Below are 25264 nucleotides of genomic sequence, written 5' to 3' on the forward strand. Positions count from 1 at the left end.
AGGGTCTCCTGACAATGGAGGGAGCCGGACGCAAAAGCAGTGCAACTTCCGATTTCCTTCCAATTGTTGTGACGGAGCTACAGGCCAGGCTGTAACTTGGAGTTGCATCAGATTCAGCGTTCGGCTCTGAACGGCTCGCTCCCCCAGGCTTCAGCTTTCCGGCTTCAGCATCAAGGACTTTCCAATTCGGACCACGGCTTCACTGATCACATGTCCATCGGTCCAACCAGGAAATGACCATCTACATCGGCAACCTCTCCTTTCAGGCCGAGCAGGAAGATCTGCTCGATCTGTTCAGCCAGTACGGCGAGGTGAAGAGCGCCAGTCTTCCCCTTGATCGCGAAACCGGCCGCAAGCGCGGATTCGGCTTTGTGGAAATGAACAACGACGAAGACGAACAGAAGGCCATCGATGACCTTCAGAACGTTGAGTGGATGGGTCGCATGATCCGCGTGAACAAGGCCACTCCCCGCGAACGCACCGGTGGCGGTGGCGGCGGCCGCGGTGGCTACGGCGGTGGCGGTGGCTACGGCGGTGGCGGCGGTGGCGGTTACGACGGTGGTGGAAACCGCTGGTGATCGTTGCCTGAGCCGGCTTAGCGAGCCGGCTCTTCCTCCAGAAGCAAATCCAGAGATTGATCCCTGCTGATGGCACGATCCATCAGCCGATCGCTGTGGTCAATCACAGGAACGGTATTGGCATCGTCGTGGTCGCGCTGTGAGCGAATCTGTCCCCGCAGCACCTGACGATGCTTCTTCGCCAAATAACGATTGAATCGCGTGGTCTCGCGTGAACGGGCCATAGGTCCTCCTCGTTCTCCTTCCGGTCTACAGCGCCTGTGACCCTGTTGATGTTCAGGTGAAACACAACGCTTGAATACAAAGACTGCAGGTTTCGCGGATGCCGTCTTCTGTTGCTCCAGCCCGACCTCCAGCCGCACTGAGCCGGCTGATTCTCCACCTGAAGCCCTACCGGCGCAGGGTCTGGCTGGCAGCCAGCTGCTCAGTGATCAACAAGATCTTCGACCTTGCCCCCCCTGTGCTGATTGGCCTTGCGGTGGATGTGGTCGTTCAACAAGACACGTCCTGGCTCGCCCAGTTAGGGGCCACCACGGTGCCAACCCAGCTCATCGTGCTGGCAGGCCTGTCCTTCATCGTCTGGACAGCTGAATCCCTGTTCGAATATCTCTACGGGGTGTTATGGCGCAATTTGGCCCAATCCACGCAGCACAGCCTGCGCCTTGAGGCCTACGACCATCTCCAGAAGCTGGAGATGGATTTTTTTGAGCGCGACAGCACGGGCCGTTTGCTGACCGTTCTCAACGACGACATCAACCAGCTCGAACGCTTTCTCGATCACGGTGCCAATGAAATCCTGCATCTGATCACCACCGTGTTGCTGGTCGGTGGAGCCATGATCGTTGTGGCCCCAGCGGTGGCGCTCTTCAGCTTTCTGCCCATTCCGGTGATTCTTTGGGGGTCTCTGCGTTTTCAACGCCAACTGGCTCCGCGGTACCGGGAGGTGCGTGAACGGGCCGGCAACTTGGCAGCGCGACTGAGCAACAACCTCGGCGGCATGCTCACAATCAAGAGCTTCGCCAACGAAACCTGGGAGCTGGAGCAACTGCGGCAGGAGAGCAATGCATACCGGCACTGCAACCGCAGCGCCATCCGCATTTCGGCGGCCTTCATCCCCCTGATTCGCTTCGCGATTCTGTTCGCGTTCCTGGCGATCCTCCTGATCGGAGGTCTCCAGGCCTGGCAGGGCGTGATCGCTGTGGGCACTTACAGCTTTCTCGTGTTCATCACCCAGCGGTTGCTCTGGCCACTCACCACCCTCGGCCGCACGCTGGATGATTACCAGCGCTCCATGGCCTCCACCCACCGGGTGCTGGATCTGATCGACACGCCGATCCACATCTCGGGGGGCACCCGGACCCTGAATCACGCCCAGATCCGGGGTGAAGTGCGGTACGAGGCCGTGAACTTTGGCTACCGGGAGCGGCCACCGCTCCTGAATCACTTCGATCTCACCATTCAGGCAGGCAGCACCCTGGGAATCGTTGGCGCGACCGGATCAGGCAAAAGCTCACTCGTGAAACTTCTGTTGCGCCTGTACCCCTTGAGCGGAGGGCAGATCCTTCTTGATGGCATTCCGATCGATCAATTGCAGCTCGGTGACCTGCGGCGGGCGATCGCCCTCGTGAGCCAAGACATCTATCTGTTCCACGGCACCGTGCGGGACAACATCGCTTACGCCGCTCCCGAGGCCAGCGAAGCGGCGGTGCGTGAATCGGCCCGGCAGGCCGAAGCACTCGAGTTCATCGATGCCTTGCCTGATGGGTTCGACACGGTGGTGGGTGAGCGGGGACAGAGGCTCTCTGGTGGACAGCGACAACGCATCGCCCTCGCTCGAGCCATCCTCAAAGATGCTCCGATCCTGGTGCTCGATGAGGCCACAGCCGCCGTTGACAACGACACCGAAGCGGCGATTCAGCGCTCCCTGATGCACATCACAGCGAATCGCACCACACTGGTGATTGCCCATCGCCTCAGCACGGTGCGTCATGCCGATCGAATCGTCGTCATGGATCAAGGACGCATTGTTGAGGACGGAACCCATGATCAACTCCTGCATCAGCCGGGCGCCTACGCAGACCTCTGGCGCGTGCAAGCCGGCCTGCGCAGCGACGAGGCGCTGGCGCTCTAATCGCAGGGGCTGATGGCAGCATCACTGCATCACATGATGGAGCACCCCCTGGGCATCTTTGCCCTGTTGGTGGCCATCGCCGTGCTGGTGCCACCTCTCACCAGACGCCTGCGACTGCCAGACCTCGTGGGCCTTTTGGCAGCCGGCGTGCTGGTGGGTCCCCACTGCCTGCAATGGCTTGATGCCCAGGGAGAAACCATCACCCTGCTCTCTGATATCGGCGCGATCTACCTGCTGTTCACCGTCGGACTGGAGATCGATCTTGAGGAGTTCAACCGGGTGAAAAACCGCTCGGTGGGGTTTGGCCTGTTGGTGTTTGGCTTCGGTGTGGCCACAGGGGTTGGCATCGGCCGCCTTTTCGGTTTCCCCTTGGTCTCCAGTCTGCTGCTTGGGGCCTTGATGGCCACGCACACCCCCCTCGGCTACCCGATCGTGCGCAGCTACGGAGCCCAGCGTGATGAATCGGTGATCGTGAGCGTGGGCAGCACGATCCTCACGGATATCGCCGCCCTGCTCTTGCTTGCGGTCGCCCTGGGACTTGGAGGCGGAAACCTCACAGCGAAAGGGATCACCGGGCTGTTCGCCAGCATCGCCATCTTCTCTGTCGGCGTGGTGTGGGCGATCCGATGGCTTGGACGGCGGCTTTGGATGCGCAGCATCACCGACGAAAACCGGGTTTTTCTCACGGTGTTGCTGGCTTTGTTCATTGCCTCCCTCGGCGCTGAACTGGCAGGTGTGGAAAAAATCGTTGGCGCTTTTCTCGCCGGACTCGCCGTGAATTCGGTGCTGCCCGAGGGGAGAGTGAAGGAGCAGGTGATTTTCGTCGGCGGCGCGCTCTTCATCCCCATTTTCTTCATTCACCTTGGGCTGCTGCTCAATCTCGGCGACCTTGTCGCGAGTGTGAACACGCTCGACTTCACGGTGTTGATGCTGGTTGGTGCCCTGGGCTGCAAAGCCTTGGCAGCGATCTGCGCGGGTCGCTGGTTCGGATACAACAACAACCAGATCCTGCTGATGTGGTCCCTGGCGATGCCGAAGGTGGCCGCCACCCTGGCCACTGCCTTTGTGGGATTCCAAGCCGGCTTGCTGAATGCCACGGTGCTGAACAGCGTGCTCGCTGTGATGGTGGTGACGGCGACCCTGGGCCCAACGCTGACCACCCGATCCGTGGTGGCGCTGATGGAACCTGACGAAGACAGCTCCCAACCTGGTCTTGCCAGCACAACAGCGCCTGCAAGCGCCACATCGCCCACGCGAGCCGTTGTCCGAAGGCCCTTGAATATCGTTGTGCCCATCGCCAATCCAGCCACCGAAGGGCGCCTTCTCACCATCGCCGCACGCCTGCTCAAAGGAGACGATGACCAACGCGGGCAGCTGCTGCCCCTCGCTCTCGTGAGCCCCAATCTCGAGGATGCCCGCGGTGGGCTCAACAGAGCTCTCGCTGCAGCAAGGGAGCGGCTCAAGGAAGCCTCCCTAATCGGTAACAGCCTCTCCGTCACCACCCGCTGCCTGCTGCGTCTGGATGAAGACATTCCAGGCGGCATGAGCCGCAGCGCCCTTGAGCAAAGCGCTGATTTGCTTCTCATCGGCGCAGGTCGTCCCGATCGACTGCGCAACTGGCTGTTCGGCGATTTGGTGGATGGCGTGTGCAGAACAGCTCACTGCCCTGTGGTGGTGGTGAATCTGAACAAGGAATCCAACACAGGATTCCGAAGAATCCTTGTGCCAATCAAAGATCTCTCCTCCAACGCACGGGAGCAGTTCGAGTTGGCCTTGCGCCTTCAGGACAGCGCCAGTGAGACCAGTGACTCCCACATCACCCTCCTGCACATCCACGACCCCCGCTTCAATCGCCATGACCGGTCATGGATGCGCGATGAACTCCTCAGCTGGTCATCGCGAGGCGACGCCAAAGCACTTGACCTACGCATCGAGCTCTGCGAGGGGCCCGGAGTTGACCGCATCATCCACCGCAAAAGCCGTGATCACGATCTGGTGATCCTGCGCTCACAGCGCCGGCGTGTCGCAGGCCTTCCGATTCCCGCCAGCGACCGCACCAGCAATCTGGTGAACCAGCTGGCCTGCGGGTCCTTGGTGATCAGCGACCCGCTGCTTTAGACGCAACACAAAGAAAATCTTAAGAACAGGGAAACAACGGCCTAAGTTGAGGAGATGAACAACCGGCAGCGCGTCGGAACCAACGTCCTTCTCCTGGCAGCCGCCGCTGGCCTGACCGGAGGGTTTCTGCTGGCGATTCCGCTGAGCCGGACGCTGATGCCGGAAGCGGAAGCCCCCGCGCTGATTCCCGTCAGCAATCCATTCTCAGCCTGGTCGGTCTTCGACAATCGCGAGGTCCTGGTCCTGGGAGTGGATGAAGGTGGCGGAAACACCGACGCCATTTTCACCATCCGGCTCGAGGCAGGCCGGACCTCCATCACCCAGATTCCAAGAGACAGCTACATCGACTCCCGCAGCTTCGGTCCGCTCAAAGCCAATGCACTGTTCGCTCGCGGTGGTGCGGACGCCCTGAAGAGAGAACTCTCACGGCTGATGGGACGTCCGATCGACCATCACATCCTTGTGAATCTTGAAGGAATCCGCACCCTCAGCGATCTGGTGGGAGGCGTGGAAGTGGATGTTCCAAAGCGCCTCTACTACCGCGACAACAGCCAGGGATTGCTGATCGATCTCCAGCCTGGCCTCCAGGTGCTCCGCGGCCGTGAACTGGAGGGATTCCTGCGTTGGCGCCATGACGGCGAAGGCGATCTTGGACGACTCGATCGCCAACAACTGGTGCTGAAGAGCCTGTTCAGCACCCTGACAAAGCCCCAACATGTGCTGAAGCTTCCCGCTCTGATCAATGCGGCGGGTCGCAATCTCGACACGGATCTTGGCGCGATGGAGCTGGGAGGGTTGATCACGGCGATGGGACTCACCGAACTGGAAACGCAACGCCTGCCGGCGCGCCCCTTTTACCGCAATGGCATTAGTTATCTGGAGACAGAGTGGCCGGGACAGGGGCCCAAGGGCATCGACGCCACAGAGTCCAGCAGCTGGCGCTACCGCCTGCTGTTCTGAGCCAACACCCCTTCAGCGCACCAGAATGCTGGCGACGCTGGGGGTGCATTGGACGCCAATCTGCTGCGACAGAGTCTTCGACTGGGTCTCAGCATCCTGATCACCTGTGCCATCGCCCAGCACTTTCAACGCATCACCTACCTCTGGTACCCCTTGCTGGCCGTCATCACCGTGGTTGATGACCAGGATGAAAACAGCCTGCAGGCTGCGCGCGGCAGGATTCTCGGCACAGCCGTTGGAGGCCTTGTCACCTTTCTGGTGCATACCATTCTCTCAGGCTGGATCGGAATCCTGGTCAGCTTGCTGATCACGATTCCCGTGCTCAGACGCATGGGTTGGTCGAGTGGACTCTCAACGGCCGTTGTGGTGACGGTGATGTTTCTCGGCATCGATGCCTACACCAAGCTCAACTGGAGCTATGTGTTCAACCGCAGTCTCGACACGCTCGTGGGGATCGCGGTGGCATTGGTGATGGGACGGCTGCTCTGGCCAAAGAACCGTTTGGCTCGTATGCAGGAGCTGCACCAGCAACTGGAAGCCAGCCTGCAGCAACGACTGGAGGCGCACAGCGCCGCGCTCATGGGTGAAGGCCCTCCTCCTGCGGCCATCAACGCGGAAGCCATCACCCGGCAGCTTCTGGAATTGCAGCGCCTGATCAACGTTGAAAACAACCTCGGGGAGAGACAGGCCCGCACACTGAAGCGTTTGCGCTGGCCTCAACGGATGAGCCTTTGGCGCTGCCTGCAGGTGCGTTGGCTTCTGGTGGAACGCCTGATTCAGCGGGTCCATCAGGAGCTTGGCCCCAACCCGCTACCCGAGCTCAGTCACTATCTCAGCGCTCACCTCAATGGGCCGGGAGCCCCAGCCGAAGCCCTGAGATTGGAGTCCAGCGGATCCGCGCTAGCGCTCCCTCAACGCATCGCCCTCGAAGAACAGGTCACCCGATTCCAACGACTGATCCGCAGCCAACAGCTCTTGAACCGAGTCCAGCCCTGATGAGCAAGCCACCCTCTACAGCCCGTCCATGGGTGCTGCGCTCCGATCTCCGCCTGGCGCTGGTCACTGGATTAGGCGCGGGGTTCGGTCTGCTGAGCCCGATGGGCTTTGGCTACTACATCCCGCTCACCACCGCAGCGGTTCTCACGAGCAGCTACGGCAATTCTCTCAATCTCAGCATCCAACGGATGCTTGGCAGTGTGCTTGGGGTGATCGTGCTGATGATCTTTTCCCGCGACCTGCAGATGCCCTTGGCGCTGGCACTCGGATTGGCTCTGGCAACGGTGCGATTCCTGGGAGGAGCGCTCGGTCTACAGGTTGGCTACAAGGTGGCCGGAAACATCGTGATCATGGGCTGGCTGGTCCATGGAGCAGGGGAAACCAGCTGGGGAACGGCACGGCTGTTCTGGACCGCTATCGGCATTGCGCTGTCGCTTTGGGCCACCCGCACGATCTGGCCCAGCAAAAGCATCCCCAACCTGCATCAGGCCCTGGCCACGATGGTGAATGCTTTGAGCGAGGAGTTTTCACTGGAAGCCGACCGTCTTGAACAAGACGCACCGGCACGGTTGTCGATGTCCCTCCGACGCCAACGTCGCCAAGCATTGCTGAAGCAGATCAACGCCATCCGCGGCCAGCGGGAGAGCGCCCAGCTGGAGCTCGGCGTCGATCCTGAACATCATCCCTTGCATGAGCTCTGGAGCGAACTGGATCTTCTCTGCTCCCAACTGCTGTCGGTGCTGGACGGGCTGCGGGGCCTACCGGCCCCGATTCAGTCCCCAGCCGTGATCAAAGCGTTGCATCGCCAAGAAGCCGAGGTGTTGCATCAGCTGATCACCCTTCTCAACACCTTGGCTGGGGAGCTGCGCAAGCTCTCTTTAGGAGACAAACAAACGCTCAATCTCGATACGCTCAGCCACCTCAACCGCAACCTTGATGCTGCCTCAGGCCACTTGGTGAGCAGTCTTGAAAAAGACACTCTCCAGGACCACGAAACCCAGGCAATCGCTGCCGCAAGGATGCGACAAATTGTTCTTCGGGCTTCACTGATCGACCACGCAGCCTCGGCACTGCGCAATTGCAAACCGGGAATGGCCAGCTCAACGCCTGTCACTGGCTCAAGGCCTGACCCTTGAAGCTCGGCAGGATCGTTGTCAATCAACGTCAGGACAGTTCCTTGATCAGGATCGCCATCCGAGGAACCCTTCTGGTCCCGCTGATCGGAGGTGTGCTGCCTGCCGTTGTTCGCTCCGCCCCCTTACCGGCTGGCGCAGCGGCAGCGCCGTTGAATCTGGGCGGAAGCACGCGGCAACTGGAACGCAGCTGGGAACGTCTGAATCAGCAACTCGACAGCCTCGACACCCTGCTCGGTCCCGCACCAGCGCTGGAGTCAAGCGATGACCTGCTGACACCGGAACTCCCTGCCAACCTGATGGACGCCAACCGACCCGCGGAGGGTCCGTTGCGCGAGGAAACCAGCCGGCCGGACAGCCCCCTGGCCTTGCCGGAACACGCCAGCAAGGCCACCCCCGTTCAATCGGTCACCCTGGAGCAGGCGGTCGCCATCGCCTTCCGCAACAATCCCTCCCTTCAGGTGCAGCGTGACCAGATCGAAGCCCAGGCCGCCAGAGTGGCGTCGCTGGCCGGCACCTACTGGCCCACGATCAGCGTGTTTGCTGACGCTGAGGGATTCCAGAGCGGCAGCACAACGTATTCGCCCTACGCCAACAACGCGTTTGGATTCGGGCCCCTGTTTGCCAAGCAGGGACAGTCACCGAATCTTGCCCTCACCAACAACGGCACAACGGTGAAGGGTGAGCAGGCTGGTCCCTTTTTCGTTCCCGCAGGCGGTGGGCTCTATGCCGTGTCCAACGGCGTGGACTCCCAGGCGGGACTGGAACTCAACTATGCCGTGATCGATTTCGCGCGCACCCCCAGGGTTCGCGCTGCACAAGCCAGGCTTGATCAGGTCCAGCAGCAGTACGCCAACCAACTGCGCACCCTGCAACTGGAGGTGAGCGAGGCGTACTACCAGCTTCAACTCAACGAGCAGTTGGTGCGGATCCGCGATGCCGTGGTGCGAACGGATCTGATCGTGCTGGAAGACACGCTGAATCTCAAGCAAGCCGGTCTGGTGCCGCGGGTTGACCTGCTGCGCCGCAGTGCAACGCTGTCGACGGATCAGGAAGATCTCATCCAGGCTCTTGCCGATCGCGCCGTCTCCAGGAGGGCCCTCTGGAGCGTTCTCAATCTGCCCGCTGATGTGATTCCCAGCGCCGCTGACCCGATCAACCTATCACCAGCCTGGCCTCTGAATCTCGAACAGACCCTCCTGGCCGCTTACGACAACAACCCAGAACTCGACGCGATCCTTGCCACACGGCGGGCCCTGGCCCTGCGCCAGGACGAGACTGCAGCGCAGCTCCTTCCCCAGCTCAGCCTGTTTGCCTCCATTGGCGGATTGGCCTCTGTGGAGCGCATCTTCAACTTCTCACTGATCGGTGACGGCTGCTGCGGAGCCACATTTCTGCCGCTTGAGCAGGTCGCCGGATACGACTGGTCGGTCGGCTTGGCCTTCAACTGGATGATCTTCAATGCCGGTGTCACATCCAATGCCGTCAAAGCGCTGTCTATCCAGGAACAGGCCGCAACCCAGGCCTATGCAGCCACCCGCAATGCCATCCGCCTGCGGCTTGAACGGGCATTTCTGAACCATGAGGCCAGCCTGGCCAAACTGCTGTCGGCACGGCGTGCCGTGGGGGCCAGCAAGGAAGCCTTCCGTGACAGCACCCTTCGCTACAAAACCGGACTTGCCAATGAAGTGGATCTCTCCGTCACCCAAACCCAGCTGGTGAACGCCCTGGTCAATCGCCTGATCGCCACCGTGGATGTGAATGTCACCTACGCCCAGCTGCTGAGGGAACTGCTTCCCATGCCCCGCAATCCGCAGCAAGCGGTTCCCGCAACCCTCACCCTGGAGGCGTCGTCGTTTCGGTCAGCTCCCCGGCCGTGACGACCACCAACGCTCGATCCGATAGCCGAACACCACCAGAAACACCACCAACCAAAACCACAGTTCCGGAGGATTGGCATTCAAGAGAATCATCAGCAGAACGATCTCGGAAATGAGCCAGGGAAGTTCCTGACGGAGAAGAGAACGGATGGCCATGGGCGTTAGGGCATCACTGTGGAGTTCCGGGCTGCCGCAGGAATGGCAGATCCCAGAGACGATCGATCCTGAAGGTTCGGAACCCACCGGTCAGCGAGCGCAGACCGGGAATGATGTAGGTGATCGGCGAACGCCATTCGACGTAAGCAAACGTATCGACGGTGAGACCATCGCGGATCGGAAACACGCCACTGCCTTGGGACAGTGTCCAGCGATAACCATCATCGCTGCCGGGGAGACGATCCAGTTCGATTTCGGCACGCATCACGGGCCCATCCTTCACGAGTTCTTCGGCCAACTGACTGTTGCCCACGGTTGTGGAGATGTCTTCTTGCGTTGCAGGCAGCGTGAGCACACTGCGCACTTTGCCCTCGATCCCACCGAAACGACCACGCTGGTTCCAGTGTGGAACCACTTCAACCGGGAGCCCGAGGGGGAGACGACGGGCATCCGCCGGAGAAAAGTAGGACACAGCAATCAGATCGCCTCCAGTTTTGCGTTGATCGCCCCCTGGCGCTTGGTTTCGGCCGATGGTGCCGAGGCGGTCACTGGTTTTCACGGTTTGACCAGCAATCACCTGTAGATCGAGAACGGTTCCGCTGCGCTCGGCGATCACCTTTCCATCAAAGGCAATCTTGGCTTCCGTCACTTTGATCTTGCGCTTGAGATCGTCGATCTGAAAATTGCGATCGAGTTGCTCGGTTTCAATGCCCAGCTTGATCTGCTGAAACTGGGTGATCTCATCTTTGCGCTGAATCTTGATGTCATCGAGCTGAACACTGGTTGTGGTCAGGCCTTGCTCCGCAGACACCACAGCCCTCGAGAGCGGTGCCACCACCTCGCGCTGGGCCAGCCAATCGAGATTCTTGAGCTTGCTGGTGTAGGTGGATTGCAGCTGGGCCAGACGTTTCTGATCATCATCAAGCTTGGCGAGAGCGGTATCCAGTGCTGCCTTGGCCGTGGCGATCCGCAGAGCGTCGCGTTGATTGAGCTCCTCGTTCTGCAACATGAGCTGCTCGAGATTGCCTTGCTGCTGATCGAGCTGACGTTCCAGTACAGGGAGATACAAGGTCATCAACACCTGGCCCTGGCGCACCCGATCTCCCACCTTGGTGTCGATGCGCAGGACCTGCCCTCCCGAACGGGCATTGAGGATCCCCGCATTGTCGGGATAAATCAAAACGCCCTGGCCTTCCACCTGCGTGGGCACAGGCCAGAACATCAGCCAAAGGCCAAACAACCCACCAACCCCAGCAAGGGAGACCCCGACCTGCTGATGCTCCGAGAGGCCATTCCAGCGCCCCCGGAGTCGTTCAACCCTGCTGGATGTTGTCATGAAGTCATCCTGCTGCTGACGGGCGCCTGTTGCTGCACCAAGGAGGACAGTTCAAGCAGACGCCATCGCTTCAGATCAGCAAGGTGAAGGATGTGATCACCGACTCAAACAACCCCTGAACCTTGGTCCAGCGCGCTTCATTCGTGCTGGTGGCCAAGGTGTAAAGGCGACCACGATCGACCACAACCGTGGCCAGCTCGTGCCGGTCTCGATCCTGAAGATGAACGGCGTATTCGAGGTCGTAAAACGTGTGACCATCACTCTCGCGTTCGCGCGCTTCGATGAGGTCGGCAACACGGCCGCTGCCCTCGGGGGCAATCACCTCACGACGCAGACGTTCGCCGACAGCAACGGCACTTCCCAACCCCTCAAGGTCATTGTCTGGATCGACATCGGAGACCACCAAGCTGACGGTCTCATCACTGTTGATCAGGTCATGAAAGACCACCTGGGGGCCACCGGTCACAGCAACGCGCGTCCATCCAGACGGATACAGAAAGGCATAGCGTCCATCGGGGCTCTTGAACGAGTTGAGCCCGGCCCCTGCTCCGCTGCAAGCGGTCAGCATCAAGACACAGAAAAGTGCGCACAACGTTCTGAGCGAGGAGTGCAGCTGAACACGCATCGGGAAATCGTCGGGATGGGAGCATTCTGCCCGTGCCAATGCCTGCCTAGATTTCAGACACTTGCCAAAGAGTTCTGAGCGGCTTCACCCGCCCACTGGCACGGCTGATCGATCAATTCGAGCGGTTGCCTGGAATCGGACCACGCACTGCGCAGCGACTGGCCCTGCATCTGCTTCGCCAACCGGAGGAGCAGATCCGCAGCTTTGCCGATGCACTTCTGGCGGCACGAACGGAGGTTGGCCACTGCCAGACCTGCCACCATCTCAGCGCGGAGCCCACCTGTGAGATCTGCCGCAACCCCGAACGGGCCAACGGACAGATCTGCGTGGTCGCCGACTCACGCGATCTCCTGGCGCTGGAGCGCACCCGGGAATTTTCTGGCCACTATCACGTTCTCGGAGGCCTGATCTCACCGATGGATGGAATCGGCCCCGACCTGCTTCAGATCTCCAGTTTGGTGAAGAGGGTCGCAGCCAACAACACCGAAGAAGTGATCCTGGCGCTGACGCCCAGCGTGGAAGGCGATACCACCAGCCTTTATGTGGCCAGGTTGCTCAAACCGTTCACCCGCGTCAGTCGGATTGCCTATGGGCTTCCGGTGGGGAGCGAGCTGGAATACGCCGACGACGTCACCCTGAGCCGGGCGCTGGAAGGGCGACGGGCTGTGGAGTGATTGGCATGGGCCAGAAGATCAGTCGCTACTCCTCGATTCCACCGCGGGAACGCCTGCCCGAATGGTTGCGGCGACCCGTGGGCAACGTCTCGGCGATTGAGCATGTTCAGACCCTTGTGAAATCCAACGCCCTTCACACCATCTGCGAAGAAGGGCGCTGTCCGAATCGGGGCGAGTGCTACGCCGCTGGCACGGCCACATTTCTGCTGGGTGGGTCGATCTGCACGCGCAGTTGTGCGTTCTGTCAGGTGGATAAAGGCCAGGCACCCGAACTGCTGAATCCCATGGAAGCGGAGCGGGTGGCCGATGCCGTGATCACCATGGGGCTGCGTTACGTGGTGCTCACAGCAGTGGCCCGCGACGATCTGGAGGACCATGGCGCGTCCCTGTTCACCCGTGCCATCGAGGCCATCCGCCGGCGCAACCCACTGATCGCGATTGAAGTGCTGACGCCAGACTTCTGGGGCGGCCAGCCGGACCAGCGCGAGGCGATCCAGATGCAGCGGCAACGGTTGCAAACGGTGCTGGATGCCTCACCCGTCTGCTTCAACCACAATCTGGAAACCGTGGAGCGCCTCCAAGGCGAAGTGAGGCGGGGAGCGACCTACGCTCGCTCGCTCGGGCTGCTGGCCGCTGCCAGGGAACTTGCACCCGAGATCCCCACCAAAAGTGGCTTGATGCTTGGACTGGGAGAAACCCAGGAGGAGGTGATCCAAACCATGGAGCACCTCCGAGCCGTGGACTGCCAGCGCCTCACCATCGGTCAGTACATGCGGCCGTCGTTGGCCCACATTCCCGTGACCCGCTACTGGCATCCAGATGCATTCGCGGAGCTCGGTCAGATCGCCACGGAGCTTGGCTTCTCAGTGGTGCGCAGCGCTCCACTGGTGCGCAGCAGCTATCACGCTGCCGTTTGAGCGCGCCAACGGCCAAGAGCGCCTTCGAGCACTGCGGCACAGTCGCCCACCATCAGTTCACCGGCACCGCCCCAGACCATGCGCAACGGGAGATCGAGCAGAGCCGCCTGCACGTCGCGAACCGACTGGAATCCCTTGGCCTGGAAATAACGGACGAGCCGCCGATGTTGACGATCGTCATCGCGGATCGCCAGCAGACGGGCACGGCGGCACGGGGTGGCTTCCAGGGCCCAGGCCATGGTCGCGGCCCAGATCAGATCCCCGCATCCCGCCGGTGCACCGGGAAGGACGCGCAGCGTGTCGAGCTGCAGTCCACCAGCACGTCCGTAGGCCCAGGCTTTCATCTCTCCCAGCAACTGCAACCTCTCCCCGCTGGAGCGGGCCACCACCAAGCGCAGACTCCAAAGGCCGAGGGGACGTCCGACTTGAAGCCTCAGCAACAGGTTGCGGCTGCAAGCCTCGCGTTCCAGTTGATCCAGCATCAGGTCAGTCTGTGGGGTAGGGGATGGCCGAGGTCACAGCCTCCACAGGCAACGCGCCGTAGAGGTGGGGGAACAGCTCTCCACTGGGAACGGCATCAGCACGCAAAGGGGCTAAAACCCGCCTTGGGTCCACGGTGAGCAAGAGCACCTCCCCGGCATCAGCGTAAAAGCGCCGGAAGGTGTCGGACACCTGATCTCGCCAGGACAGGTGAATGAAGCCCACCTGTTGCAAGGACAGCCCTCGCGTTGAGATGGAGTACAGCCCGCCACGCTCAGCCTGCGCCCAGTCCTCGGCAAGCGCGAGGTGAAACAGAGGTTGATCCGTCGGGACGGCGATGGCGTCGGCGGGGAAATGGGGCTGGTGCCCCCCCTGGGCCCAGGGATCGGCCCGTTGCATCAAGCGTTCAAATCCAGGGTGATCGAGAAAGGCCTGCAACCAACCGCGAATGCCCTGCAACCCCGGATCACTGTCGAAGCCTTGCGGATCGGCGATCCGCCACTGGCGCACGAAGGGGAACAAGGCAATGTCCGCAAGCGAACACCCCCCTTCGAGAAGCCAGCCTTCATGGCCATCGATCCGCTGCGACCAGCGATGCAGGATGGCCAAACCCGCCTGTTGTTGCTGGTCTTTGCAGGCTCCGGGATAGCGATCGGTGTATTTGAAGCGATCCAGATGATGCTTGAACGCACCATCATTCGTCGTCACCAGCTCGTGGATCTCGGCTTGCTGCGTCAGGCAGTGCCTGCGCGTGAGATCGCGGGGATCAGCCTGGTTCAGGGCCCAGTGCATCACATCCACACTTTCATCAACGATCGTCCCGTCAGCAAGCACCAGAACAGGAACGGTCCCCTTCGGCGACACCTCCAGCATGGCGGCGGGCTTGGCCTTGAGTTCCACTTCCCGCCACTGCACCAAGAGGCCTGCTTCGAGAATGGCCCAGCGGGCTCGCATGGCGTAAGGACAACGCCGGAAGCTGTAGAGAATCGGCAGTGGGGTCATGAACAGTGCGCGGTTGTGTGCTGCTGCTCCCACTGGCGTTGGCGTTCACGAAAACGCTCACGATCCTGATCCGAGAACCGGTCCTGGCAGTGAAGACACTGCACCCCGGGGATATAGCTCTCCAGCCCCCGTTGCTCAGGCGTGAGCGGCAGGCCGCAGGCATGGCAAAGCCTGTGCTGCCCTGGCTGAAGCTGGTGGTTAAGGGCGACACGCTGATCGAACACGAAACATTCCCCCCTCCAGCGGCTTTCGGATTCGGGAATCTGCTCCAGGTAGCTGAGAATTCCGCCCTGAAGGTGATGAATTTCAGGGAAACCCTTCTGCATCAGAAAACTGCTGGCTTTCTCGCAACGGATGCCACCGGTGCAGAACATGGCGATCCGAGCCGGAGCCCTGCGCTCCACCAGCGGGCGGAGTTCCTTTTCAACCCATTCAGGAAACTCTCGGAAACTGTCGGTTCCTGGATCAACAGCACCTTCAAAGCTGCCAATGGCCACCTCATAACGGTTGCGCGTGTCGATGAGGAGCGTGTCCGGGTCATCCACCACAGCGTTCCAGTCCGACGGAGACACATACGTGCCAACCCGCGCGCGCGGATCAACCGACGGAACGCCCAGAGTGACGATTTCCTTTTTCCGCCTCGCTTTGAAGCGCCGGAAGGCCTGACGATCACAACGGCTGTACTTCACCTGAAAGCGCTCGAAATGCGCTTCGCCAAGATCGAGATGGCAGCGCAAGCGCTGGAGAAGGGAGCCGACCCCCTCCTCAGGACCGGAAATGGTTCCGTTCACCCCCTCCGGTGCCAGCAGCACAGAGCCGAGGACATGGCCCTGGGCTGCCAGAACGGGAAGTTCCTCCAGCAACAGCTCGAGCGTGTGCGGCTCCAGTGGGGTGAAGGCGTAGAACGCAGCCACCTGAAAGCGCGATGGAGCCTGGGGCCGCGAACTCATGCTGCGGCACTCTCATGCCAACTGGCCTGCACTCCGGCCGCAGCGAGAAGGGCACGGTCGGACTCAACCGCGGGGTTGCTGGTGGTGAGCAGAGAGTCTCCATAGAAGATCGAGTCGGCACCCGCCTGCAAGCAAAGGATCTGGGCTTCGCGATTGAGTTGCTCGCGACCGGCACTGAGCCGCACGCGGCTCTGGGGCATCAGAATCCGGGCGACAGCCACCATGCGCACAAGCTCCAGGGGGTCGATGCTGGGTTGGGCTTCCAGTGGGGTTCCCTCGACGGCAACGAGCGCATTGATCGGAACACTTTCAGGATGGGGATCGAGACACGCCAACACCTGCAGCATTGAGGCGCGATCACGCACCGACTCGCCCATGCCGATGATGCCGCCACAACAGAGCGTCACCCCTGCCTGTCGGACCCTTTGCAGCGTCTCCAAACGCTCTTGATACGTGCGCGTGGTGATGATGCTGTCGTAGTGCTCCGGACTGGTGTCCAGGTTGTGGTTGTAGGCCGTGAGCCCGGCCTCCGCCAAGCGTTCAGCCTGCGAGTCGGTGAGCATGCCGGCGGTCACGCAAGCCTCAAGGCCAAGCTCCCGCACGCCACGCACCATCGACAACATCGATTCGAACGCAGGCCCCTCGCGGATCTCTCGCCAGGCCCAGCCCATGCAGAAGCGATCAGCACCGGCCTCAGCAGCCACGCGGGCCCTGTCGAGGACGGCCTTTACCTCGAGGTCAGGCTGGCCTGTGACATCACTGCTGTGATGCATCGACTGCGGGCAGTAGGCACAGTCTTCCTCGCACCCCCCAGTCTTGACACTGAGCAGCGAAGCCAACTGCACTTTGTAGCCGGGATTGGCCGAACGGTGCACAGCCTGGGCCTTCCAGAGCAGATCCATCAAGGGGCTCTGGAGAAGCGCTTCAATCTCTGCCAACGTCCAGTCGTGGCGTAGGTCTACCTGTTCGCTCATCGCACCAGCCCCGTGTCCTGCAATGTTCAGGATCCCAGAACGTCGGGCATCACCCCATCCAGTCCGCCAAAGCGCCGACGACGGCTTTGGTAATCGGTGAGAGCCGAGAGAAGGGCATCAGCACCGAAATCAGGCCAGCACACCTCGGTGACATGAATCTCCGCATAGGCCAGCTGCCAGAGCAGAAAATTGCTGATCCTCTGCTCGCCACTGGTGCGAATCAGGAGATCTGGATCGCGCTCTCCCACGGTGTAAAGCTCTGCAGCAAGTGCTTTCTCGTCAATCTGAGCCGGCTGAAGTTCGCCACTGGCCACCCGTTCAGCAAGGCGGCGTGACGCGCGCACCAGTTCCCGTCGACCGCCGTAGTTGGTGCAGACATTGAAATGAATGCCTCGGTTGCTAGCCGTGCGCTCTGTGGCATCGGCGATCAGGGCCTGCAACCGCGGCGGCAGAGCTTCGAGATCGCCAAGAAAGCGGATGCGCACCTGTTCCGACTCCAGTGCATTCAGCTCACGCTGCAGCACTCTTTCGAACAGGGTCATCAAGAAATTCACCTCCTCACCGGGACGCGACCAGTTCTCCGTTGAGAAGGCATAGGCCGTGAGGGCGCCGATCCCCCAGTCATTGCAAAGCCTGAGCGTGGTCTTGAGGGCTTCCACGCCAGCACGATGCCCCATCACCCGGGGCAGGCCGCGAGCGTTGGCCCAGCGTCCATTGCCGTCCATGATCACCGCGATATGGCCAGGCAGCTTGGAGGGATCCAGACCATCGGGGCAGCGCCTGGACTCGATCTGATCGGCGCTAGTGGCCAGTTGACGACTCAAGGCAGGAATTCCTGAGTTCCTTTCTTCACGCTACGTGGAGATGGTGCTTTGACTGCCGCCGATGAAACCGAGGCGGCGATTAATTCAGTGAGCAAGTCCTGCAGACGAGAGCTGGTAATCGGTCGCTCAAGCTTGCCCTGGTTGGCAAGGGACAGGGTGCCGGATTCCTCGGAAATCACCACGCAAATGCAGCGATCGAACCGTTCAGTAATCCCCAGAGCGGCGAGGTGTCGGGTTCCGTAGCGACTGACTCCCTGCCTGGACAAAGGAAGGATGACCCCTGCCGAAATGATCCGGTTTCCTTTGATCACCACAGCGCCATCGTGCAGAGGAGTATCGGAAGCAAACAGATTCAGCAGCAGTTCTTTGCTGAGCTGAGCATCAATGGTGATCCCTGGATTGAGGAAGTCCTCAGGCCTCAGATCACTGCCGAGATCAACCACGATCAAGGCGCCCCGACGGCTTTTGGATAAGCGCCCGGCTGCCTCAGTGAGTTGAGCCACCGTGCTGGCTGTGGTTCGCAATCGGCTCTGGGGATTGCCAAGCAGCACAGCCAGCTTGCCAGTTCCCAGGAGTTCCATCAGCCTGCGCAATTCCCCCTGCCAGAGGATGGCCAGAGACAGGGAGCAGGCCAGCACCAACGCATCAATGAACGTTGACGTGAGAGGGAGCTTTTCAGACCACTGAACAAACCACGCCAAGAAGACGAGGAAGAGATATCCCCTGAGCAACCACAGCGTTCGCTGTTCGTTGACGCGGGAAAACAGCAGGAACCCGAGAAGAACCGCACAGAAGACGTCGAGGAGGCGCCACTGAATCAGTGAGGATGACAGTTGGTCGTACAGCTGGCGCCACTGCAACACCGCCAACACGTTCATCCACTCCCCTCTCACATCAGACTACCGATCGCAGGCGTTCTGGCAGCAGGTCGTAACGCAGTAAATCTTCCGGCTGTTCCCTACGCTGCACCAGTTCCGCTTCAGCACCTTTCACCAACACCGTGGCAGGCCTGGGAATGCGGTTGTAGTTCGAGCTCATGGAGACGTTGTAAGCCCCGGTAGCGAGCACCACGAGAATCTCGCCACTGGTGCAGGCCGGGAATGGGAGATCCTTCAGCAGAACGTCACCAGATTCGCAGTGCTTGCCTGCAATGGTGACCGTCTCTTCGGCTTCTGCCTTGGGCCGATCGGCCAGACAGGCTGTGTATTGCGATTGATAGGTGATCGGCCTGGGGTTATCGCTCATGCCTCCATCCACCGACAGATAGGTGCGAATTCCAGGCACAACTTTGCGAGCGCCAACCGTATAGACGGTGACGCCGGCAGGAGCCACTAGCGACCGACCCGGTTCACACAGGAGCCGGGGTAGCTCGAGATTGCGCTGCTGGCAGGCCGATGCCACTGCCGTACCGACCACTTGAACCCAGGCATCGATGCTCGGTGGATCGTCGCTGCTCACATAGCGGATCCCCAAACCGCCACCCACATTGAGATCACGAACTGGATGACCAAGTTCCCGGGCTAACCCAAGGGCATCAGCCATCACAGCGGCAAGGTCACGGTGGGGTTCCAGTTCAAAGATCTGGGAGCCGATGTGGGCATGCAGACCCTCGACCCTGGCCCAGGCGGCACCTTGCAACGCGCGGAGCACCGGCTCGAGCTCATCGGGATCGAAACCGAATTTGCTGTCGAGATGTCCAGTGCGGATGTACTCGTGGGTGTGACACTCGATTCCCGGCGTAAAGCGGAGCATGAGCCTCACTGGCTCGCCACCCTCCGGAACGATGGTTTGCAGCAAATCAAGGTCGTGCTGGTTATCAGCGACCACCATCACGCCGTTGCGATAGGCCAGTGCCAACTCCTCCAAGGATTTGTTGTTGCCATGCAGCACCATGCGCTCTGCCGGCATGCCACCGTCGAGGGCGGTGATCAATTCACCGGCTGAGACGGCATCCAGACCGAGTCCTTCAGAAGCGACCAACGCCGATAAGGCCATCGAACTGTTGGCCTTGGAGGCGTAGATCGCCAACGAGGGGCCGGGATAATGACGTTCAAGGGCCTCCCGGTAGGCCCGGCATGCCTGGCGGATGCTGGCTTCATCGAGCACGTAAAGGGGCGTTCCATAACGCTCAGCCAGGTCGCTCAGCGCACAGCCTCCAACCGCGAGCTTTCCCTGGGCATCGATCTCAGCCGTGATCGGAGCCAGGTTTCGGTTGGGACTGGTTGTGTCACACCCGAGTTCAAAAGGCTGAGACATGGAGCGTGTGACAGAGGCGATGGGCAATGGTAAGAGGCACGTTGTTCCAGAAGCGTCCATGGAGGGCATGCCAGGCCAAGCGCAGGGCCCGCAAAGCTGCAACCCACCGCGCTTGCTCGGTATCCGAGACCTTGAGGCCTGCCTGGCCCTCGACCGCACCGCTCTGAACGGCCTCTGGACACGAGAGCAGTGGATGCGAGAGCTCAGCGACGATCGCAGGATCGTCCTGGGGATCGACGATACGAAGCAGCAGCTGATCGCCCTCGCAGCCGGTTGGCTGGTGGCTGACGAACTGCAGATCACCGCTGTCGCCGTTGCTCCCCATCAGCGCAGGCTGGGGCTCGGGGCACAGATCACCAACGCCCTGATCCAGCGTGGAGGGATGGCAGGGGCCCTGGAGGCAAGCCTGGATGTGGCGAGCAACAACCAAGCCGCACTTGCGTTGTACGCAAGCTTGGGGTTTGTGACCACCGGTTCTAGGCAGAAGTACTACCGGGATGGAAGCGACGCACTGCTGCAATGGCTAAAAATCGAAATCGGTAGGGTTATCCGCACTGAACAAACAGAAAACCCGAATACATTTCGGCATTGATTAATACTTTCTGCGGGGTTCAACCCTGGATATCACAGGGATTTCCCGTAGGCAGAGGCGTCGTCACAGTGACCCGTCACTCCTGATAGCTTGGGTTCACCAGCTGTCGGCCTGATCGATGTTTGAGAGGTTTACTGAAAAGGCCATCAAGGTGATCATGCTGGCCCAGGAAGAGGCCCGCCGCCTCGGCCACAATTTCGTGGGCACTGAGCAGATCCTGCTCGGCTTGATCGGTGAAGGCACCGGCGTTGCCGCCAAGGTTCTCAAATCCATGGGTGTGAACCTCAAGGACGCCAGAGTTGAGGTCGAAAAAATCATTGGCCGTGGGTCTGGGTTCGTTGCCGTCGAAATTCCCTTCACACCACGCGCCAAACGCGTGCTTGAGCTCTCCTTGGAAGAGGCTCGCCAACTCGGTCACAACTACATCGGCACGGAGCATCTGCTGCTCGGTCTGATTCGCGAAGGCGAAGGCGTTGCCGCCAGGGTTTTGGAGAACCTTGGTGTGGATCTCTCCAAGGTGAGAACCCAGGTGATCCGCATGCTCGGAGAAACCGCAGAGGTTGGAGCCGGTGGAAGTGGATCAGGAAGCAAGGGATCCACAAAAACGCCAACGCTCGACGAGTTTGGAAACAACCTCACCCAACTGGCAGGCGAAGCCAAGCTTGATCCTGTGGTGGGTCGTCAGAGCGAAATCGACCGTGTCATCCAGATCCTTGGCCGCCGCACCAAGAACAATCCGGTCCTGATCGGCGAGCCCGGCGTTGGCAAAACAGCCATCGCCGAAGGATTGGCGCAACGGATTCAGCAGGGAGACATCCCCGACATCCTTGAGAACAAACGGGTCCTCACCCTCGACATCGGACTTCTTGTCGCCGGCACGAAGTACAGAGGTGAGTTTGAGGAGCGCCTCAAAAAGATCATGGAGGAAATCAAAGCCGCCGGAAACGTGATCCTGGTGATCGACGAGGTGCACACCTTGATCGGTGCCGGCGCTGCCGAAGGGGCCATCGACGCAGCCAACATTCTCAAGCCAGCCCTGGCACGGGGAGAACTGCAATGCATCGGTGCCACCACCCTCGATGAGTACCGCAAACACATCGAACGTGACGCTGCCCTCGAGCGACGCTTCCAGCCCGTCACGGTGGGAGAACCATCCATTGATGACACCATTGAAATTCTCAAGGGTCTGCGCGAACGCTATGAGCAGCATCACCGCTTGCGCATCACCGATGAAGCGCTTGAAGCCGCTGCAACCCTTGGCGATCGCTACATCTCCGACCGTTTCCTTCCCGACAAGGCCATCGATCTGATCGATGAAGCCGGCAGCCGCGTGCGCCTGATGAATTCCAAGCTTCCACCGGAAGCCAAGGAAGTGGATAAGGAACTTCGTTCTGTTCAGAAGGAGAAAGAGGACGCCGTCCGCGAGCAGGATTTCAGCCGCGCCGGTGAACTGCGCGATAAAGAAGTTGAGCTGCGGGACAAGATTCGTTCGCTGTTGCAGTCCAGCCGCGAGGACTCCCCCTCTGACAATCAACAGACTGAGGATCAAGCCACAGACGTTGACGTTGCATCAACCGAGTCTGCTGTAGCCACTGAGTTGGCGGTCACGGGCACGACACCTGTTGTGAACGAAGAAGACATCGCTCAGATCGTGGCGTCCTGGACGGGTGTGCCTGTTCAGAAACTCACGGAAAGCGAGTCGGTGAAACTCCTCAACATGGAGGAAACCCTGCACAAGCGCTTGATCGGTCAGGACGAAGCGGTCAAAGCGGTCTCCAAAGCCATCCGCCGGGCGCGTGTGGGTCTGAAAAATCCCAACCGCCCCATCGCCAGCTTCATTTTCTCTGGCCCGACGGGTGTGGGCAAAACCGAACTCACCAAAGCGCTCGCGGCTTACTTCTTCGGCAGTGAAGAAGCCATGATCCGCCTCGACATGTCGGAATTCATGGAGCGGCATACGGTCAGCAAATTGATCGGATCCCCTCCGGGCTACGTGGGATTCAACGAAGGCGGTCAGCTCACGGAAGCCGTGCGTCGCAGGCCTTACACAGTGGTGCTGTTCGATGAGATTGAGAAAGCCCACCCCGATGTCTTCAATCTGCTGCTGCAGCTGCTCGAAGATGGCCGTCTCACCGATTCCAAAGGCCGGACGGTGGATTTCAAAAACACCTTGATCATCATGACCTCGAACATCGGTTCGAAAGTGATCGAAAAAGGTGGTGGTGGCCTCGGCTTCGAATTCTCCGGCGAGAACGCTGAAGAAAATCAGTACAACCGAATCCGTTCCCTGGTGAATGAAGAGCTCAAGCAGTACTTCCGCCCTGAGTTCCTGAACCGACTGGACGAAATCATCGTGTTCAGACAGCTCAACCGTGACGAAGTGAAGGAGATCGCAGAAATCATGCTGCGTGAAGTCTTTGGTCGGATCGGTGAAAAGGGAATCACCCTTACGGTCTCCGATGCCTTCAAAGAGCGGCTTGTGGAAGAGGGTTACAACCCCGCCTACGGCGCCAGACCACTGCGCCGTGCCGTCATGCGTCTGCTCGAGGACAGCCTTGCTGAGGAAGTTCTCTCCGGTCGCATCAAGGACGGGGACGAAGCTGAAGTGGACGTCGAAGATGGCAAGGTGGTTGTCAAACACTTGAACCGCACGGCCACTGAGACCCCTGAGCTGGCCAGTGCCGGTCGCTGACCTGGATGTCCGCAACAGAAAACACCTGTTTGATCTCCCATCACTCCATGGCGCCGGTCCGCGTGATTCGCGGCTCCGGTGCCTGGCAAGACGCCCTTCCCCAGATCCGTGCGCTCTGCTCCAGCCCGCTCTTCCTGGGTCGAAGTTCAGCCACGCAGCCTCTGCGCGACACGCTGATCTCCAGCCTCACGTCGGCTGGAATGAAGGTCGCGCCAGCGCTCCTTAGGCATGACTGCTGCAACGAAGACTTAAGTCGTCTTCAAGCGGAATGGTCGGTTCACCGCAGTGATGGGGTGATCGCCGCTGGTGGAGGAAAAGTTCTGGATGCCGGCAAGCTCCTTGCCGACCGTCTCGATCTGCCCTGCATCACCGTTCCACTGAGTGCCTCAACCTGTGCTGGCTGGACCGCACTCTCCAATCTCTACAGCCCAGACGGTGCATTTCTCGGCGATCAGGCCTTGAAACACTGTCCGGACCTGCTGGTGTTCGACCACGATCTCCTGCGTCAGGCACCCCCCCGCACCCTTGCCAGTGGCATCGCTGATGCGCTGGCCAAGTGGTACGAAGCCTCCGTGAGCAGTGGTGCCAGCCAGGATGGACTCATCCTGCAAGCGGTTCAGATGGCGCGCGTTCTGCGCGATCAGCTTCTGATCGACAGCGTGGATGCCATGCAGAATCCAGGCGGTGACGCTTGGGTTCGCGTGATTGAAGCCTGTGGGCTCACAGCAGGCGTGATTGGAGGCCTGGGTGGGGCACGCTGCCGCACGGTTGCAGCCCATGCTGTGCACAACGGGCTCACCCAACTTCAGGCCTGCCACGGATCCCTGCACGGCGAAAAAGTGGGATTCGGAGTGCTGGTTCAACTTCGCCTCGAGGAACGCTTGGGCGGCAATCGCCTGGCAGAACAGGCCCACCGTCAGTTGCTGCCCCTGCTCAAGCAACTCGGACTCCCGGTCAGCCTCGACGATCTCGGACTCTCCGAGGCCAGCTTGAGTGACCTTCAACAGGTTTGCGATTTCGCCTGCCGTGAAGGCTCCGACCTTCACCATCTCCCCTTCTCTGTGACACCGGGAGCTCTTCTGGAAGCGCTTGTTGGAGCCTCAGAACCCAGCGTTCGACGCCCTTGAAAACCCAACTCGAAGCCATTCGCTGCAACCTGCTGGATCCCCAGGCTGCGGCCCTGCTCGACCAGCTGCAGTGGTGGAGTCTCCCTGAATTAGGAGTCGAAGCTCCCTTCCCTGTGGCGGTTATCGGCCAAGGGGAACCCCTGCTCCTTCTCCATGGATTCGACAGCAGTTTTTTGGAGTACAGACGGATCGCCCCCCTGCTGTGCAGTCGGTTTCAACTGTTCATCCCCGACTTGTTCGGATTCGGCTTCAGTCCCAGACCCAGCGCAGCTGACTACGGCAGGGAGCCGGTTTTGCGCCATTTGGACAGCGTTCTGCAACGGATCCCGGGTCACCGTCCGGTCGGTGTCATCGGCGCGTCGATGGGGGGAGCTGTCGCCGTGGAAATGGCCCGTCGTCAGCCTGATCGGATCAACACGTTGCTCCTGCTGGCACCGGCTGGACTAACCGGGCGTCCCATGCCCGTCCCGCCCCTTCTGGATCGACTCGGCGCCTGGTTCCTCAGCCGTCCGGGAGTGCGTCGTGGTCTCTGCCGACAGGCGTTTGCCGACCCTGACCGCGATGTCGGTCCCGCGGAGGAGCAAATTGCATCGCTCCATCTCCAATGTCCTGGCTGGAGCGAAGCACTGGCAGCTTTTGCCCGCAGCGGTGGCTTCTCAGGCAGCGGTCACCCGCTTCCCCAACAGCCCCTGCATGTGCTTTGGGGAAACAACGACAGGATTCTCAGGGCGGGGCAAAAGCAAGCGTTAAGCGCCCTGCTGAAGCATCCCGTGGAAAGCCTCGATGCCTGTGGCCATCTCCCGCACATTGATCGACCTGAGGACGTTTCAGAACGATGCAACACTGTGTTCCTGCCTGGTTGA

Annotated in this window: 24 protein-coding genes; 13 read left to right on the plus strand and 11 right to left on the minus strand. The window is 60.5% G+C overall.

What is annotated here, in order from left to right; genetic code table 11:
* The first annotated feature begins 233 nt into the window (after positions 1-233).
* Positions 234-578 (plus strand): RNA-binding protein, encoded by a 345-nt coding sequence (locus SynBMKMC1_RS08315; RefSeq protein WP_186471389.1) that lies wholly within the window; start codon positions 234-236, stop codon positions 576-578.
* A gap of 17 nt (positions 579-595) precedes the next feature.
* Here SynBMKMC1_RS08315 and SynBMKMC1_RS08320 read toward each other — a convergent pair whose 3' ends face one another.
* The gene (locus SynBMKMC1_RS08320; RefSeq protein WP_186471390.1) at positions 596-802 is read right to left on the minus strand and encodes a hypothetical protein; all 207 of its coding nucleotides are present in this window, start codon (positions 800-802) and stop codon (positions 596-598) included.
* Positions 803-900: 98 nt separating this feature from the next.
* Here SynBMKMC1_RS08320 and SynBMKMC1_RS08325 point away from each other — a divergent pair, with 98 nt between their 5' ends.
* Genes SynBMKMC1_RS08325 through SynBMKMC1_RS08350 form a run of 6 tightly spaced genes read left to right on the plus strand, consistent with a single transcriptional unit; the run spans position 901 to position 9796 of the window.
* Complete coding sequence (locus tag SynBMKMC1_RS08325; protein WP_186471391.1) at positions 901-2709, plus strand: ABC transporter ATP-binding protein; 1809 nt, start codon at positions 901-903, stop codon at positions 2707-2709.
* A 12-nt stretch (positions 2710-2721) separates the two neighbouring features.
* Positions 2722-4827, plus strand: a complete 2106-nt coding sequence (locus SynBMKMC1_RS08330; RefSeq protein WP_186471392.1) for a cation:proton antiporter — start codon at positions 2722-2724, stop codon at positions 4825-4827.
* A 54-nt stretch (positions 4828-4881) separates the two neighbouring features.
* Positions 4882-5787, plus strand: a complete 906-nt coding sequence (locus SynBMKMC1_RS08335) for an LCP family protein (protein ID WP_186471393.1) — start codon at positions 4882-4884, stop codon at positions 5785-5787.
* A 48-nt stretch (positions 5788-5835) separates the two neighbouring features.
* Positions 5836-6783 (plus strand): aromatic acid exporter family protein, encoded by a 948-nt coding sequence (locus SynBMKMC1_RS08340; RefSeq protein WP_186471394.1) that lies wholly within the window; start codon positions 5836-5838, stop codon positions 6781-6783.
* On the plus strand, positions 6783-7919 hold the full coding sequence (locus SynBMKMC1_RS08345) for an FUSC family protein (RefSeq protein ID WP_186471395.1): 1137 nt from the start codon (positions 6783-6785) through the stop codon (positions 7917-7919). Before SynBMKMC1_RS08340 ends, SynBMKMC1_RS08345 begins: the two co-directional genes overlap by 1 nt.
* Positions 7920-7960: 41 nt before the next feature.
* Positions 7961-9796: a TolC family protein gene (locus SynBMKMC1_RS08350; RefSeq protein ID WP_255486111.1), complete on the plus strand. Its 1836-nt coding sequence runs from the start codon at positions 7961-7963 to the stop codon at positions 9794-9796.
* Here the strand turns inward: SynBMKMC1_RS08350 and SynBMKMC1_RS08355 are convergent.
* From SynBMKMC1_RS08355 to psbP, 3 genes are all read right to left on the minus strand, one after another.
* Positions 9779-9952 carry a hypothetical protein gene (locus SynBMKMC1_RS08355; protein ID WP_186471396.1) on the minus strand — a complete coding sequence of 58 codons (174 nt, stop codon included), beginning with the start codon at positions 9950-9952 and terminating at the stop codon, positions 9779-9781. The two genes, SynBMKMC1_RS08350 and SynBMKMC1_RS08355, sit on opposite strands and share 18 nt — an antisense overlap.
* A gap of 13 nt (positions 9953-9965) precedes the next feature.
* Positions 9966-11288, minus strand: a complete 1323-nt coding sequence (locus tag SynBMKMC1_RS08360; protein WP_186471397.1) for an NHLP bacteriocin system secretion protein — start codon at positions 11286-11288, stop codon at positions 9966-9968.
* Between the two features lie 70 nt (positions 11289-11358).
* Positions 11359-11913, minus strand: coding sequence for a photosystem II reaction center PsbP (gene psbP, locus SynBMKMC1_RS08365; RefSeq protein ID WP_011933427.1), 555 nt, complete (start codon positions 11911-11913; stop codon positions 11359-11361).
* Between the two features lie 95 nt (positions 11914-12008).
* Here psbP and recR point away from each other — a divergent pair, with 95 nt between their 5' ends.
* Both recR and lipA read left to right on the plus strand, forming a co-directional pair.
* On the plus strand, positions 12009-12587 hold the full coding sequence (gene recR, locus SynBMKMC1_RS08370) for a recombination mediator RecR (protein ID WP_370593953.1): 579 nt from the start codon (positions 12009-12011) through the stop codon (positions 12585-12587).
* Positions 12588-12604: 17 nt separating this feature from the next.
* Positions 12605-13504 (plus strand): lipoyl synthase, encoded by a 900-nt coding sequence (gene lipA, locus SynBMKMC1_RS08375; protein ID WP_186473390.1) that lies wholly within the window; start codon positions 12605-12607, stop codon positions 13502-13504.
* Here the strand turns inward: lipA and SynBMKMC1_RS08380 are convergent.
* Genes SynBMKMC1_RS08380 through lysA form a run of 7 tightly spaced genes read right to left on the minus strand, consistent with a single transcriptional unit; the run spans position 13489 to position 19990 of the window.
* A complete protein-coding gene (locus SynBMKMC1_RS08380; protein WP_186471398.1) occupies positions 13489-13986 on the minus strand; it encodes a hypothetical protein in 498 nt (165 codons plus the stop codon). The genes lipA and SynBMKMC1_RS08380 overlap by 16 nt on opposite strands.
* A gap of 4 nt (positions 13987-13990) precedes the next feature.
* Positions 13991-14986, minus strand: a complete 996-nt coding sequence (locus SynBMKMC1_RS08385) for a DUF952 domain-containing protein (protein ID WP_186471399.1) — start codon at positions 14984-14986, stop codon at positions 13991-13993.
* Positions 14983-15936, minus strand: coding sequence for a rhodanese-related sulfurtransferase (locus tag SynBMKMC1_RS08390; RefSeq protein ID WP_186471400.1), 954 nt, complete (start codon positions 15934-15936; stop codon positions 14983-14985). Before SynBMKMC1_RS08390 ends, SynBMKMC1_RS08385 begins: the two co-directional genes overlap by 4 nt.
* Positions 15933-16910, minus strand: a complete 978-nt coding sequence (gene bioB, locus SynBMKMC1_RS08395) for a biotin synthase BioB (protein WP_011933433.1) — start codon at positions 16908-16910, stop codon at positions 15933-15935. The genes SynBMKMC1_RS08390 and bioB overlap by 4 nt, the downstream gene beginning before the upstream one ends.
* A 26-nt stretch (positions 16911-16936) precedes the next feature.
* Positions 16937-17734 carry an isoprenyl transferase gene (locus tag SynBMKMC1_RS08400; protein ID WP_186471401.1) on the minus strand — a complete coding sequence of 266 codons (798 nt, stop codon included), beginning with the start codon at positions 17732-17734 and terminating at the stop codon, positions 16937-16939.
* Complete coding sequence (gene cdaA, locus SynBMKMC1_RS08405; protein ID WP_011933435.1) at positions 17731-18612, minus strand: diadenylate cyclase CdaA; 882 nt, start codon at positions 18610-18612, stop codon at positions 17731-17733. Before cdaA ends, SynBMKMC1_RS08400 begins: the two co-directional genes overlap by 4 nt.
* A 16-nt stretch (positions 18613-18628) precedes the next feature.
* The gene (gene lysA, locus SynBMKMC1_RS08410) at positions 18629-19990 is read right to left on the minus strand and encodes a diaminopimelate decarboxylase (RefSeq protein ID WP_186471402.1); all 1362 of its coding nucleotides are present in this window, start codon (positions 19988-19990) and stop codon (positions 18629-18631) included.
* Positions 19991-20057: 67 nt separating this feature from the next.
* Here lysA and SynBMKMC1_RS08415 point away from each other — a divergent pair, with 67 nt between their 5' ends.
* The 4 genes from SynBMKMC1_RS08415 (at position 20058) to SynBMKMC1_RS08430 (ending at position 25264) form a co-directional block, all read left to right on the plus strand.
* On the plus strand, positions 20058-20582 hold the full coding sequence (locus tag SynBMKMC1_RS08415) for a GNAT family N-acetyltransferase (protein ID WP_255486112.1): 525 nt from the start codon (positions 20058-20060) through the stop codon (positions 20580-20582).
* Between the two features lie 118 nt (positions 20583-20700).
* On the plus strand, positions 20701-23274 hold the full coding sequence (locus SynBMKMC1_RS08420; RefSeq protein WP_186471404.1) for an ATP-dependent Clp protease ATP-binding subunit: 2574 nt from the start codon (positions 20701-20703) through the stop codon (positions 23272-23274).
* A 47-nt stretch (positions 23275-23321) separates the two neighbouring features.
* Positions 23322-24401 carry an iron-containing alcohol dehydrogenase family protein gene (locus SynBMKMC1_RS08425; protein ID WP_255486113.1) on the plus strand — a complete coding sequence of 360 codons (1080 nt, stop codon included), beginning with the start codon at positions 23322-23324 and terminating at the stop codon, positions 24399-24401.
* Complete coding sequence (locus SynBMKMC1_RS08430; protein ID WP_186471406.1) at positions 24398-25264, plus strand: alpha/beta fold hydrolase; 867 nt, start codon at positions 24398-24400, stop codon at positions 25262-25264. Before SynBMKMC1_RS08425 ends, SynBMKMC1_RS08430 begins: the two co-directional genes overlap by 4 nt.

The sequence above is a fragment of the Synechococcus sp. BMK-MC-1 genome, assembly GCF_014279955.1.
In the GTDB taxonomy this organism is placed as follows: Bacteria; Cyanobacteriota; Cyanobacteriia; order PCC-6307; family Cyanobiaceae; genus Synechococcus_C.

Excerpts from the sequence above, each read along its gene's own strand:
- SynBMKMC1_RS08315 (WP_186471389.1), top strand. The coding sequence starts at position 234 with ATGACCATCTACATCGGCAACCTCTCCTTTCAGGCCGAGCAGGAAGAT.
- SynBMKMC1_RS08320 (WP_186471390.1), bottom strand. The coding sequence starts at position 802 with ATGGCCCGTTCACGCGAGACCACGCGATTCAATCGTTATTTGGCGAAG.
- SynBMKMC1_RS08325 (WP_186471391.1), top strand. The coding sequence starts at position 901 with ATGCCGTCTTCTGTTGCTCCAGCCCGACCTCCAGCCGCACTGAGCCGG.
- SynBMKMC1_RS08330 (WP_186471392.1), top strand. The coding sequence starts at position 2,722 with ATGGCAGCATCACTGCATCACATGATGGAGCACCCCCTGGGCATCTTT.
- SynBMKMC1_RS08335 (WP_186471393.1), top strand. The coding sequence starts at position 4,882 with ATGAACAACCGGCAGCGCGTCGGAACCAACGTCCTTCTCCTGGCAGCC.
- SynBMKMC1_RS08345 (WP_186471395.1), top strand. The coding sequence starts at position 6,783 with ATGAGCAAGCCACCCTCTACAGCCCGTCCATGGGTGCTGCGCTCCGAT.
- SynBMKMC1_RS08355 (WP_186471396.1), bottom strand. The coding sequence starts at position 9,952 with ATGGCCATCCGTTCTCTTCTCCGTCAGGAACTTCCCTGGCTCATTTCC.
- SynBMKMC1_RS08360 (WP_186471397.1), bottom strand. The coding sequence starts at position 11,288 with ATGACAACATCCAGCAGGGTTGAACGACTCCGGGGGCGCTGGAATGGC.
- psbP (WP_011933427.1), bottom strand. The coding sequence starts at position 11,913 with ATGCGTGTTCAGCTGCACTCCTCGCTCAGAACGTTGTGCGCACTTTTC.
- SynBMKMC1_RS08380 (WP_186471398.1), bottom strand. The coding sequence starts at position 13,986 with ATGCTGGATCAACTGGAACGCGAGGCTTGCAGCCGCAACCTGTTGCTG.
- SynBMKMC1_RS08385 (WP_186471399.1), bottom strand. The coding sequence starts at position 14,986 with ATGACCCCACTGCCGATTCTCTACAGCTTCCGGCGTTGTCCTTACGCC.
- SynBMKMC1_RS08390 (WP_186471400.1), bottom strand. The coding sequence starts at position 15,936 with ATGAGTTCGCGGCCCCAGGCTCCATCGCGCTTTCAGGTGGCTGCGTTC.
- bioB (WP_011933433.1), bottom strand. The coding sequence starts at position 16,910 with ATGAGCGAACAGGTAGACCTACGCCACGACTGGACGTTGGCAGAGATT.
- cdaA (WP_011933435.1), bottom strand. The coding sequence starts at position 18,612 with ATGAACGTGTTGGCGGTGTTGCAGTGGCGCCAGCTGTACGACCAACTG.
- lysA (WP_186471402.1), bottom strand. The coding sequence starts at position 19,990 with ATGTCTCAGCCTTTTGAACTCGGGTGTGACACAACCAGTCCCAACCGA.
- SynBMKMC1_RS08415 (WP_255486112.1), top strand. The coding sequence starts at position 20,058 with ATGCCAGGCCAAGCGCAGGGCCCGCAAAGCTGCAACCCACCGCGCTTG.
- SynBMKMC1_RS08420 (WP_186471404.1), top strand. The coding sequence starts at position 20,701 with ATGTTTGAGAGGTTTACTGAAAAGGCCATCAAGGTGATCATGCTGGCC.
- SynBMKMC1_RS08425 (WP_255486113.1), top strand. The coding sequence starts at position 23,322 with ATGGCGCCGGTCCGCGTGATTCGCGGCTCCGGTGCCTGGCAAGACGCC.